This window comes from Cupriavidus sp. MPR-AND1C, from assembly GCF_058809705.1.
Genome location: NZ_JBXASU010000014.1, coordinates 98,260 through 110,143 on the forward strand (window position 1 = coordinate 98,260; position 11,884 = coordinate 110,143).

Annotated in this window: 8 protein-coding genes; 5 read left to right on the forward strand and 3 right to left on the reverse strand. The window is 66.0% G+C overall.

The window, feature by feature from the left end; genetic code table 11:
• Nucleotides 1-74: 74 nt before the first annotated feature.
• On the reverse strand, nucleotides 75-1,577 hold the full coding sequence (pdxR, locus tag AC1RWI_RS11080) for a MocR-like pyridoxine biosynthesis transcription factor PdxR (RefSeq protein ID WP_043354283.1): 1,503 nt from the start codon (nucleotides 1,575-1,577) through the stop codon (nucleotides 75-77).
• A gap of 291 nt (nucleotides 1,578-1,868) precedes the next feature.
• On the opposite strand from pdxR (AC1RWI_RS11080), the gene AC1RWI_RS11085 reads away from it, so the two are divergent.
• Nucleotides 1,869-2,741, forward strand: a complete 873-nt coding sequence (locus tag AC1RWI_RS11085) for a MurR/RpiR family transcriptional regulator (protein ID WP_492866347.1) — start codon at nucleotides 1,869-1,871, stop codon at nucleotides 2,739-2,741.
• Between the two features lie 29 nt (nucleotides 2,742-2,770).
• Nucleotides 2,771-4,636 carry a gamma-glutamyltransferase gene (gene ggt, locus AC1RWI_RS11090; protein ID WP_492866349.1) on the forward strand — a complete coding sequence of 622 codons (1,866 nt, stop codon included), beginning with the start codon at nucleotides 2,771-2,773 and terminating at the stop codon, nucleotides 4,634-4,636.
• Nucleotides 4,637-4,744: 108 nt separating this feature from the next.
• Here the strand turns inward: ggt and AC1RWI_RS11095 are convergent, their stop codons facing one another.
• Nucleotides 4,745-5,788 carry a rod shape-determining protein gene (locus AC1RWI_RS11095; RefSeq protein ID WP_043354275.1) on the reverse strand — a complete coding sequence of 348 codons (1,044 nt, stop codon included), beginning with the start codon at nucleotides 5,786-5,788 and terminating at the stop codon, nucleotides 4,745-4,747.
• A gap of 469 nt (nucleotides 5,789-6,257) precedes the next feature.
• Nucleotides 6,258-7,766, reverse strand: coding sequence for a MocR-like pyridoxine biosynthesis transcription factor PdxR (gene pdxR, locus AC1RWI_RS11100; RefSeq protein ID WP_082055114.1), 1,509 nt, complete (start codon nucleotides 7,764-7,766; stop codon nucleotides 6,258-6,260).
• A gap of 167 nt (nucleotides 7,767-7,933) precedes the next feature.
• Between pdxR (AC1RWI_RS11100) and AC1RWI_RS11105 the strand changes: the two genes are divergently transcribed.
• The 3 genes from AC1RWI_RS11105 (at nucleotide 7,934) to AC1RWI_RS11115 (ending at nucleotide 11,151) form a co-directional block, all read left to right on the forward strand.
• On the forward strand, nucleotides 7,934-9,208 hold the full coding sequence (locus tag AC1RWI_RS11105; RefSeq protein WP_492866352.1) for a 4-aminobutyrate--2-oxoglutarate transaminase: 1,275 nt from the start codon (nucleotides 7,934-7,936) through the stop codon (nucleotides 9,206-9,208).
• Between the two features lie 11 nt (nucleotides 9,209-9,219).
• On the forward strand, nucleotides 9,220-10,683 hold the full coding sequence (locus AC1RWI_RS11110; RefSeq protein WP_492866354.1) for an NAD-dependent succinate-semialdehyde dehydrogenase: 1,464 nt from the start codon (nucleotides 9,220-9,222) through the stop codon (nucleotides 10,681-10,683).
• Nucleotides 10,684-10,866: 183 nt separating this feature from the next.
• Entirely contained in the window at nucleotides 10,867-11,151 is a 285-nt protein-coding gene (locus AC1RWI_RS11115; RefSeq protein ID WP_043354268.1) for an ElaB/YgaM/YqjD family protein, read from the forward strand.
• The last annotated feature ends 733 nt before the right edge of the window (nucleotides 11,152-11,884 follow it).

Here is an 11,884-nt window from a genome sequence, read left to right on the forward strand (position 1 = left end):
CGTGGCTGGCGACAAGGTCGTCTTGCGCGGTCCGAGGCGGCCCGCAGCGCCTTGAGCCGGCACCGGCACCCGCATCACGCCCCACCGACCGACTCGATCGCCACCGCCAGCCGGGCTACCGCCGGGCCGATCTCTTCCTCGCTGACCCCGCCGTAGCCCAGCACCAGGCCGTTCTGCGCGCGCACGGGATCCGCGTAGTAGGACGACAGCGGGCGGGCCACGATGCCGTGGGCAAGCGCGGCGCGCGATACCCGGTGATCGTCCGCGCGGCGCAACAGGACGGTCAGATGCAGCCCGGTATCGGTGCCGACGATATCGATCTCGCCGTCAAGCCGGCTCTGCAATGCCTGCGTGAGAAGCGCCTGGCGCTCGCCATAGATCTTGCGCATGCGCCGGATATGGGCGGCGTAGTGCCCGTCGGCGATAAACAGCGCCAGCGCGGTCTGGATCTGCAACTGCCCGCCGCGATATAACTCGGAGTGCGCTACGGCGAAGGCATCCACCAGCGACGGCGGCAAGATCAGGAAGCCGAGCCGCAGGCCGGGGTACAGCACCTTGGAAAAGCTGCCCACATAGATGGTGTTGCGATGGGGATCGAGGCCCTGCAGCGACGGCTGGGGCGCACCGTGGTAGCGGAACTCGCTGTCGTAGTCGTCCTCGATGATCCAGGCGCCGTAGCGATGCGCCAGCTCCGTGAGCAAACGACGGCGTGCCAGGCTCATTACCACGCCGCTGGGGTATTGGTGCGACGGGGTGACGAAGATGAGCTTGGGCGCGGTCTGCGGCGCAACCGGGGGCTGCATGCCCTGTGCGTCCACCGGCACCGCCTCGACCTTCAGGCCGGCGGCGCGAAACACGCTGCGCGCACCCCAGTAGCCGGGGTCTTCCACCCACACCACATCGCCCGGATCGGCGAGCAAGCGAGCGCACAGATCGATGGCCTGGTGGCTGCCCTGCGTCACCACGATCTGCTCGGGCGAGCAGTCGACGCCGCGCGCGAGCGCCAGGTATTGCGCCAGCGCGTGCTTGAGCGGCGGGCAGCCGTGGCGCGTGCCATAGCCCAGTTGTTCCTGGCAGGCGGTTTTCCAGACCTGGGTGATCAGGCGCTGCCATGTCGCGCGCGGAAACTGCCTGACATCCGGAATGCCCAGCACGAACGAGCCCACCTGCCGGTCCGATGCGCCGGCGCCATCGAGCAGCTCGCGGGCTCTTGCGGACAGGCGCGATTCTGCGCGCGGCGGCGCGATCTCGCTCGCCTGGCTCAAGCCGAACACGCGCTCGCGCAGCGCGGGATCGGGCGGTGCCTTGCCGACGTAGGTCCCACTGCCGCCGTGTGTCAGCGTATAGCCCTCTTCGGTGAGGCGCTCATACGCATACAGGACGGTGTTGCGGGCGATGCTCAGGCCTTTGGCGACCTCGCGTGTCGGCGGCAGGCGCGTGCCGGCCGACAACTGGCCAGCAAGGATCGCACCGCGGATGTCGTCGAACAACTGCCGGTTCAAGGGCAGGCCCGCTCGGTCGGGTTGCGCCCAGTGACTGCGCCCGAGAAGCCAGTCGATCAGTGGCGTCTCTTTCAACGTCTTCGCTCCCTCTGCTCGTTGAGCCCCGACCCTTGGCTACCGACACTACCGACATCATGGTGCGTTCGGCACTTTGTAACGTACGCTACAAAAAACCTGAGAATTGAGCCGGGCGCTTCACCGGCAAACAATACACGCGGCGTCCCTCAGGCGAAACCAAGGGTTTCCACGCGGTTTTTGTTGCACCACCCAAATGATATTCTCCGATTTGTTTCACGTTCTGTAATGTTCATTACGTCATACTGCCGCACCGCATAGTGGCCGGGCAGTCCCTATTCGGAGAGCGGCTTGGCCAGGTTATCAATCAGGGAAATGCTGGCAGACCAGGCCGCCGGCTTCACCACGTCGGAGTTGAAGGTCGTGGAAACGCTGCTCGCCAGCTACCCAAGTGCCGCGCTGACTTCCATCTCGAACCTCGCGGGGCAAGCCGGGGTCAGCGATCCGACCGTGTACCGGCTGGTCGTGAAGCTGGGATTCGACGGCTACCCGTCATTTCAGCGAGCGCTCCTGGCGGAGGTTGACGACGCAATGAACTCGCCGCTCTCCCGGCTCGGCGCGCGGGGCGACACAGCACTCGGAGAAGACTTCCAGAAGGGTTCGCTGGCAAGCCTGGCGATGTCGGTCGAGCGCGTGGCGCAGCACGCTTCGCAGGAGGATTTCAACACCGCCGTCGAGTTGCTTGGCAATGCGCGGTCCGCCGTGTTCTGCACCGGCGGACGATCGAGCTTGTTCCTGGCCTCGCGGCTCGCCTCACACCTGACGCATATCCGGCCCAAGGTCCGTCTCATCGAGCCTGCCCTGGAGCGGGCGAACGAGGTACTGGTCGACATCGGGCCTAACGATGCGCTGGTCGTTTTCGACTACCGCCGCTATCAGAAGAGCGTCATCGACTTTGCCGCCGCGGCGCATCGCCAGGGCGCAAGAATCATCCTGTTTACCGACGAGTGGAAGTCGCCGGTTGCCGGCTTCGCCACGGCCACGCTAAGCAGCTTTGTGCAGACCGGCTCGCCATTCGATACCAAGGTACCCGCGCTGGCGCAATGCGAGACCCTGATTGCCGCGCTCATTGCCCGCTTTCCCGAGGAGGCAAAGCGCCGGCTCGAAGCCATCGAGGCCGTACGCCGCTCTGCCACCCCCGAGGGTGCAAGCATCGATTTCTAGAATGCCTTTCCTTTCAGGAGAATAATGAAATGGCCACTCAGCAGTTTTCATTGATACGCCGGGGCAGCCCGCTGGCCTTGGCGCTCGCCCTGCTAAGCGCATGCTCGACGCAAACCGGCGTGTCCTCGGTGCCGCCGGCCCAAACCGCTCCCACGGCAGCTGCGCTGCCCGCGGCGCCGGAAGTCTCGTCCGGCTACCGGCCGGGCATGACGACCACTTACGCCGACAAGCACATGGCTGCGGCCGCCAATCCCCTGGCCACCGAAGCCGGCCGCAAGATCCTGCGCGCGGGCGGCACCGCCATCGACGCGGCCGTTGCCATGCAGGCTGTGCTGACGCTGGTCGAGCCGCAGGCCACCGGCATCGGCGGCGGCGCCTTCATCATGTACTGGGACGGCAAGCGCGTGCAGGCTTATGACGGCCGCGAGACCGCGCCCGCCGGCGCCGGCGAGAATCTCTTCATGCGCCCCGACGGCAAACCCATGAGCTTCAGCGAAGGGCAGATCGGCGGGCGCTCGGTGGGCACCCCCGGCGTGCTGCGCGCGCTGGAGCTGGCGCACCGCCAGCATGGCAAGCTGCCCTGGGCCAAGCTGTTCGAGCCGGCCATCGCGCTGGCAGAGCAGGGCTTCCCGATTTCGCCGCGCCTTTATACGCAGATCGCCGCCGACAAGTTCCTGCCCGCCTCGCCCGAGATGGCCGCCTACTTCCTGACGCCGGACGGCAAGCCCAGGCCGGTCGGCACCATGCTGAAGAATCCGGCGCTGGCCAAGACGCTGCGCGAGATCGCGCGGCGCGGGCCAAACGTGCTCTATACCGGCCCGATTGCCAGCGAGATCGTCAAGCAGGTCAACGGCAGCGCCAACCCGGGCTCGCTCTCGCTGGTTGACCTGAAGGATTACCGCGCCAAGGAGCGCGCGCCCATTTGCAGCGACTACAAGCGCTGGAAGATCTGCGGCATGCCGCCGCCTTCGTCAGGCGGCATCGCGATCGCGCAGATGCTCGGCACCTTGCAGGCGCTGGAAGCCAGGAACCCGAAATACGCGCTCGCCGCGCTCAAGCCGAAACAGGTCGCAACGCCTGCTGGTGTCGAGCCGGGCATCGACGCTGTGCACGCGCTTTCCGAGGCCGGGCGCCTGGCCTATGCGGACCGCGGCCTCTATGTGGCGGACTCGGATTTCGTGCCAGTCAATGTGGCGGGGCTGCTGAACCGTGACTACCTGGCAAGCCGCGCTAGCCTGATCGGCGAGGAGAGCATGGACAAGGCGGAGGCCGGCGTGCCACCCGGAGTCACCGTCGCGCTGGCGCCGGACCGTTCGCCGCCGCGCGTGTCCACCTCGCAGATCGTCGCGGTGGATGACACCGGCGGCGCGATTTCCATGACCACCACCGTGGAGAGCTATTTCGGCTCGCACCTGATGGTGCGCGGCTTTGTGCTGAACAACCAGCTCACCGACTTCTCCTTCGTGCCGAGCGAGAACGGCAAGCCCGTCGCCAACCGGGTGGAGCCCGGCAAGCGCCCGCGCTCGTCGATGGCGCCCACGCTGGTGTTCGACCGCGACAGCGGCAAGCTGGTCGCAACCGTCGGTTCGCCCGGTGGCTCGCAGATCATCGAGTACGTGTCCAAGACGCTGGTGGGCCTGCTGGACTGGAACATGGACGTGCAGGCGGCCATCAACATGCCCAACTTCGGCAGCCGCAACGGGCCAACGGAACTGGAAGCCGGCCTGGTCAGCCCGGCCCTGGTGCAAGGCCTGAAAGACCGTGGGCATGAGGTCGCGCAGATCGAGATGACCAGCGGCACGCAGGCCATCATGCGCCGCCAGCGCCCCGATGGCACGTGGGCCTGGGCCGGCGGTGCCGACCCGCGCCGCGAGGGGGTGGCATTGGGGGATTGAGCGCGGTTGCACAGTGGCGCTGGTGCGCCCGGCGCTTTTGAAGCGCCGGGACTGCAACGAAGAAGGCCGGCCCGAGGGCCGGCCTTCTTCGTTGCGACCTGCGCGCCGTTACTCGTAGGAGAAGAAGCTGCCGAGCTTGTCCATGCGGTCGAGCGCCATGCCCGCGCCTCGCACCACGCAGGTCAGCGGGTCATCGGCCACCAGGACCGGCAGGCCGGTTTCCTCTGCCAGCAGGCGATCCAGGTCGCTCAGCAGCGCGCCGCCACCGGTGAGCATCATGCCGCGCTCGGCAATATCGGCGCCGAGTTCCGGCGGGGTCTGCTCCAGCGCGATCTTGACCGCCGACACGATCTGATTGAGTGGCTCGGTCAGCGCTTCCAGGATTTCGTTGGACGATACCGTGAACGCGCGCGGGATGCCTTCGGACAGGTTGCGGCCCTTGACTTCCATTTCACGGACTTCGGAACCCGGGAAGGCCGAGCCGATGGTCTTCTTGATGGCCTCGGCGGTCTGCTCGCCAATCAACATGCCGTAGTTGCGCCGGATGTAGTTGACGATGGCCTCGTCGAACCGGTCCCCGCCCACGCGGATGGACCCCTTGTAGACCATGCCGCCCAGCGAGATCACGCCGACCTCGGTGGTGCCGCCGCCGACATCCACCACCATCGAGCCGGACGCCTCCGACACCGGCAGCCCCGCGCCGAGCGCGGCCGCCATGGGTTCCTCGATCAGGTAGACCTGGCTGGCGCCGGCGGCCAGCGCCGATTCGCGGATGGCGCGGCGCTCGACCTGGGTCGAGCCGCACGGCACGCAGATGATCATGCGGGGCGATGGCCGCAGCAGCTTGGTGTCGTGCACCATCTTGATGAACTGCTTGAGCATCTGCTCAGTGACCCGGAAGTCGGCGATCACGCCATCTTTCATCGGGCGGATGGCCTCGATGTTTCCAGGTACCTTGCCCAGCATCTGCTTGGCTTCCTTGCCCACCGCCTCGATGGTCTTCCTGGGATTGGGGCCGCCCTGCTGGCGAATCGCGACCACCGAGGGCTCATCGAGGACGATGCCCTTGTCGCGCATGTAGATCAGGGTGTTGGCAGTGCCTAGGTCGATCGCGAGATCGTTGGAGAAGTAGCTACGGAGAAATCCAAACATCAGGAAACTTTCATCTGGTGGTTCGCAAGCATGCGAACCGGCGGGCGCCAGTTCTGGCGACAAGCAGGCTATGAATAGCGACGCATGCAGGAAGCCTTCATGCGTCGCGCGTCGAGCGGAGCGGCCTTCGGCGGTGGCCGGCGCTCCGTCACTTGGTATGAGCGGCAAAACTCGGGGCGGCCATCGCCGACGTGCGGCTTAGTGGCGAAATCGGCCACCGGGCAACCGCTGAATAGGTCACATATTTGAAACCGCGCCAGGATCACAAAAGGGCTGGCGAGCCTCACCCGGAACATCCTTGGCCTGATGAGTGGCGTGAGCCGTACTTGCGCCACTCCAGCGCGTGATCTGAGTGTTCACCGGGAACGAATGATACCTTGCGCCAAGGTTTTCCTGCTCAAAAACGGCGTCCGTCGGCCAGCGGTGCAAGCCGTGGCGCCAGGGACCGAACCGGGGGCCAGCCTCATCGTCATGCACAGTGCGCCAGCGGCCGCGCGTCCCGCAGGCAACCCAGCAATACCTCGAACGCCGGCCCTATCCGCTCCTCCGGCACGCACGCATACCCGAGCAACAGCCCGCGCTGCACCGCACCGCCCAGGAAATACCGCGACAGCGGCCGCACCAGGATGCCCCGGCGCCCGGCTTCGTCCGCGATGGCCACATCATCCGCGCCGTCCGGCAGGCAGAGAACCAGGTGCAAGCCGGCATTGCTGCCGTACCGGTGCAGCGCTTCGGGTCCCAGATACCGCTCGATCAACCCTGCCAGGATGGCGCGGCGGCGGCCGTACAGCAGCCGCATGCGGCGGATATGCGCGGCATAGTCGCCCGCCTGCATGAACTCGGCCACGGTGGCTTGCGTCATCAGGTGGCCGGCGCGGTACAGCTCGGCATGCGCGGTCTGGAAGGCGCCGGCCAGCGCGCGCGGCAAGACCATGTAACCCATGCGCAGCCCGGGGAACAACGTCTTGCTGAACGTGCCGATATAGATCACCGGCGCGTCCGGCTCCATCCCTTGCAGCGACGGGATTGGCTGGCCGGAGAAACGGAACTCGCTGTCGTAGTCGTCCTCGACGATCCAGCTGCCCTGGCGCCGGGCGTATTCGAGCAGCGCGCGCCGCCGCGTCAGGCTCATGACGGCGCCAAGCGGATACTGGTGCGATGGCGTGACGAAGATAAAGCGCGGCGGCGGGCCTGCGTCCTTCCCGGCCGGGATCGTCAGCCCCTCCTCATCGACCGGGATCGGCATCATGTGGATGCCGTTCATCTGCAGCAAGCCGCGAATCCCCCAGTAGCTGGGCTCCTCCACCCAGGCGTGCTCGCCGGACATGCCAAGCATCCGGACCAGCAGGTCGATGCCCTGGTGAATGCCTTCGGTGATCAGCACCTGAGCGGCGTCGCATTGCACCGATCGCGCCACCCGCAAATGTGCAGCCACGGCTTCACGCAAGGCGGGCAAGCCACCGCCATGGCAATAACTGAGCCACTCGGGGGGCGGATTGCGCCACAGGCGGGCGGCGATCTGCGCATAGCGCTGGTGCGGGAAACGCGTCACATCCGGCACGCCCGGCATGAAGGCGCCCCACTGCGATGGCGACGCCGAGGCATTGGCCAGCAATTCCACGCCGCGCGGCGACAGACCCGGCATGGCCCGGGCCTGCGCGCTGCTGGCCTGGCTGGCCTTGGCATTGAGATAGGCCTCCGGCGCGGTGGCCGCCACGAAGGTGCCGCTGCCGGTGCGGGCATGCACATAGCCCTCGGCCAGCAACTGCTCGTACGCAAACATCACGGTGTTTCTCGACATGCCGAGCTCGGATGCAAGGTCACGCGACGGCGGCAGACGGGTCTGCGGCCCCAGGCTGCCATCGAGGATGGCGCCGCGGATGCACTCGTAAAGACTGCGGTTCAACGGCTTCGCTAGGGCTGCGGGACCGTCCGGACCCAGGCGCTGAAGCAGCAAGTCGCCACAGATCGATCTCAATTGGCACCATCAGATATGTGAATGCGGTACTGGATTGTAGTGCCAAAGGAAGTTGAAATGCACTGCATCGTTGCGATCGCGATCGATCGACAACCAGCGACCACCCGCGAAAACCGAGTCCGGCCGGCAAGCGCCGCCCAGGCCATATCAAGCACTACGGAGAGACCATGAAGAACCTCGAACTGAATCAGCGCCGCGCCCTTGCCACCCCCCGCGGCGTCGGCGTGATGTGCGACTTCTATGCAGACCGCGCGGAAAACGCCACGCTCTGGGATGTGGAAGGCCGCCAGTACACCGACTTTGCCTGCGGCATTGCCGTGCTCAATACCGGCCACCGCCATCCGCGTGTGATGCAGGCAGTGATCGCGCAGCTCGAGCGCTTCACGCATACCGCGTACCAGATCGTGCCCTACGAGAGCTACGTGGCGCTGGCCGAGCGCATCAATGCCCTGGTGCCGATCGATGGCCTGAAGAAGACCGCGCTCTTCACCACCGGCGCGGAGGCCGTGGAAAACGCGGTCAAGATCGCGCGCGCGCATACCGGGCGCCCTGGCGTCATTGCATTCTCGGGCGGCTTTCATGGCCGCACCCTGCTTGGCATGGCACTGACCGGCAAGGTGGCGCCTTACAAGGTCGGGTTCGGGCCGTTCCCGTCCGACATCTATCACGCGCCGTTCCCCTGCGACCTGCATGGCGTGAGCACCGAGCAATCCATCCAGGCGCTGGAGTCGCTGTTCAAGACGGATATCGACCCGCAGCGCGTGGCGGCCATCATCATCGAGCCGGTCCAGGGCGAAGGTGGCTTCCACCCGGCGCCGGTGGACTTCATGCAGACGTTGCGCGCGCTGTGCGACAAGCACGGCATCCTGCTGATCGCGGATGAGGTGCAGACCGGTTTCGGCCGCACCGGCAAGCTCTTCGCCATGTCGCACTACCCGGTGGCGCCCGACCTCATCACCATGGCCAAGAGCCTGGCGGGCGGCATGCCGCTGTCGGCCGTTTGCGGCCGCGCCAGCATCATGGACGCGCCGCTGCCCGGTGGCCTGGGTGGCACCTACGCCGGCAACCCGCTGGCGGTGGCCGCCGCCCACGCGGTGATCGAGACCATCGAGCAAGAGCGCCTTTGCGAGCGCGCCACCGCGCTTGGCGAGCAACTGAAAGCCGCGTTGCAGCAAGCCAGCCAGACCTGCCCGGGCATCGCCGACATCCGCGGGCTTGGCTCCATGGTCGCGGTGGAGTTCCACGACCCGGCCACCGGGCAGCCCAGCGCTGAACTGGCCAAGCGGGTGCAGCTGCGCGCCATGGAGGCCGGGCTGATCCTGCTGACCTGCGGCACGTATGGCAACACCATCCGCTTCCTCTACCCCCTGACCATCCCGCAAGCCCAGTTCGACGCCGCACTGGTGGTGCTGACGAAGGTGCTGGCCGGCATCGCCGTATAAAGAGAGACACCATGGGACACACCTTGACATTGCAAAGACCCGGGCTGCTGCGCAGCGCCTGCCTGATCGATGGCGAATGGACCGGCGCCGCCGGCGGCGCCGTATTGATGGTGCACAACCCGGCCACCCACGATGTGGTCGGCACCGTCCCGCGCTGCGGCGCCGCCGAAACCCGCCAAGCCGTGGAGGCCGCCGCGCGCGCGCTGCCGGCCTGGCGTGACCTGACCGGCAAGGCCCGCGCCGCGGTGCTGCGGCGCTGGGCCGACCTGGTGCTGGCGCACCAGGAAGACCTGGCGCAACTGATGACCGCCGAGCAGGGCAAGCCGCTGGCCGAAGCGCGTGGCGAAGTCGCCTACGCGGCCTCCTTCCTGGAATGGTTCGGCGAAGAAGCCAAGCGGGTGGACGGCGACGTACTGTCCAGCCCGCGCGCCGGCCAGAAGATGCTGGTGCTGCGCCAGCCGGTGGGTGTGTGCGCGGCGATCACGCCGTGGAACTTCCCCGCCGCCATGATCACCCGCAAGGCAGGCCCGGCGCTGGCCGCGGGCTGCACCATGATCGTGAAGCCCGCCGAACAAACCCCGCTGACGGCGCTGGCGCTGGCCGCGCTGGCCGAAGAAGCCGGCGTGCCCCGTGGCGTGCTGCAGGTCGTCACCGGCGACCCGGTCCAGATCGGTGGGGTTTTGTGCGAGAGCCCGGTGGTGCGCAAGCTGAGTTTCACCGGCTCCACCGCCATCGGCAAACTGCTGATGGCGCAATGCGCCGGCACGGTCAAGAAGCTCTCGCTCGAACTCGGCGGCAATGCGCCGCTGATCGTGTTCGAGGACGCCGATCTCGACCGCGCGGTGGACGGCATCCTGGCTTCGAAATTCCGCAACAGCGGCCAGACCTGCGTGTGCGCCAACCGCATCTATGTGCACGACGCCGTGTACGACGAGGTGGCCAGCCGGCTGGTGCGCGCGGTGAGCGCCCTGCGTCTCGGGCACGGCATCGACGGCGACGTCACGCAAGGGCCGCTGATCGACGCCGACGCCGTCGCCAAGGTGGAAAGCCATATCGCCGATGCGCTCGCCCATGGCGCACGCGTGCTGACGGGCGGCAAGCGCCATGCGCTCGGCGGCACCTTCTTCGAGCCCACGGTGGTGGCCGGCGCCACCGCTGCCATGCGCGTCGCGCGCGAGGAAACGTTCGGCCCGTTGGCACCGTTGTTCCGCTTCAAGGGCGACGAGGAAGTCATCGCCATGGCCAACGACACCGAGTCCGGTCTTGCCGCTTACTTCTTCTCCAAAGACATGGCCCGCGTGTGGCGCGTGGCCGAGGCGCTGGAGTACGGCATGGTCGGCATCAATACGGGGCTGATCTCCAATGAGGTGGCGCCGTTCGGCGGCGTCAAGCAATCCGGCCTCGGCCGCGAAGGCTCCAGCTACGGCATCGACGAGTACCTGGAGATGAAATACCTCTGCCTGGAACCAGGCTGATCCACTGGCGCGAGCAGCGCACAGGCCCGCGTGGACCGCCCCGGGAGGCGGTTCCATCAACTAATCCCGATTGGCTCTTATTTACGCGCCGGATGTTCCTTATGCTAGCTAAACCCAATGAGCCAGGCCTTTTTAACGCCATAAGGTCTTTCATTGCGTTAGCCATTCAACGAGGAGAAGGAAATGTCGAATACCGGTAGCGCCCTGCGTGAAGTCGATAGCCTGTTGGTGCCTGCCACCAATGCCACCAATGCCCCCGGCGCGCCGGCCGCGGATGCGCCGGGCAAGGTGCAGGAACGCCTGAAGAAGGCAAAGAAGAAAATCGCCGACGTGCAATACGTCGTCGTGGAAAAGAGCCGCCACACGGCGCGCGTCGCGGACGACTATGTGCATGAAAGCCCGTGGACGGCTATCGGCGTGGCTGCCGCTGTCGGCGTGCTGATTGGCTGGCTGATCGACCGACGATAAATCCCTGGGGCAATTGCTAACGTATCCGTCCGGGCCGCCAACGACCGCGGCCCGGAACCCCGTCTTGCAGCGATCACTTAGCTATCACTTTCAAGGGGAATTAACGATACGTCTTGAGAGGGATGGGTTTTAGTCAGCGCTTTTAGCTGCTAGCGCAGGCTGGCGTGAGTGGGCGGGGTCTTATGGCTTCTGGCTGCTGGCGCGGCTGTATGGTGTTGGCCGTTTTGGAACGTGTGGGATGTTACCTTTCTTTACTCGTAAAGAAAGGTAACCCAAAGAAAGCGATCCTTGCAGGAGGCTGGCGTGTCGGGGTTGCGTAGCCCAATGGTTTCGTGGTCAGGCCCTGGGTTTTAATGGACATGTGCCGTTACCGGTTTGAATGGCCGCGATCCTGTGAATGACACTGGTTTCGTGGTGAGGCTGCTCGGTAGCGGTGTTCTTGCCTGTTCACTCATCTGCCGGTACCGGTTCAAAGCACCACGATATATCGCGCCGTGATGGTTTCGTGGTGAGGTGGGCGCGGTGGTGAATGCCTCAGAACCATTGTGGCTGTGCCACCGCGCCCACGACGAAACGGGATGCCCGCAACTTCGTGGCCGCCCGCGCCGCGAGCGACAGACGGCTTGAAGCAAGTGATGTCTGCTACCGGGGGCACCGGGCCTGTCAGTTCTTTTGTGTGGAGGGCAGGTAATGGCTCATCGGCAATTGGACCGGTGAGCCGACATTATCTCAG

What these genes read in the sequence shown, in the direction of transcription:
- AC1RWI_RS11105 (WP_492866352.1), top strand. Translation starts at nt 7,934, where the DNA reads ATGAAGAACCTCGAACTGAATCAGCGCCGCGCCCTTGCCACCCCCCGC.
- AC1RWI_RS11095 (WP_043354275.1), bottom strand. Translation starts at nt 5,788, where the DNA reads ATGTTTGGATTTCTCCGTAGCTACTTCTCCAACGATCTCGCGATCGAC.
- ggt (WP_492866349.1), top strand. Translation starts at nt 2,771, where the DNA reads ATGGCCACTCAGCAGTTTTCATTGATACGCCGGGGCAGCCCGCTGGCC.
- AC1RWI_RS11115 (WP_043354268.1), top strand. Translation starts at nt 10,867, where the DNA reads ATGTCGAATACCGGTAGCGCCCTGCGTGAAGTCGATAGCCTGTTGGTG.
- AC1RWI_RS11110 (WP_492866354.1), top strand. Translation starts at nt 9,220, where the DNA reads ATGGGACACACCTTGACATTGCAAAGACCCGGGCTGCTGCGCAGCGCC.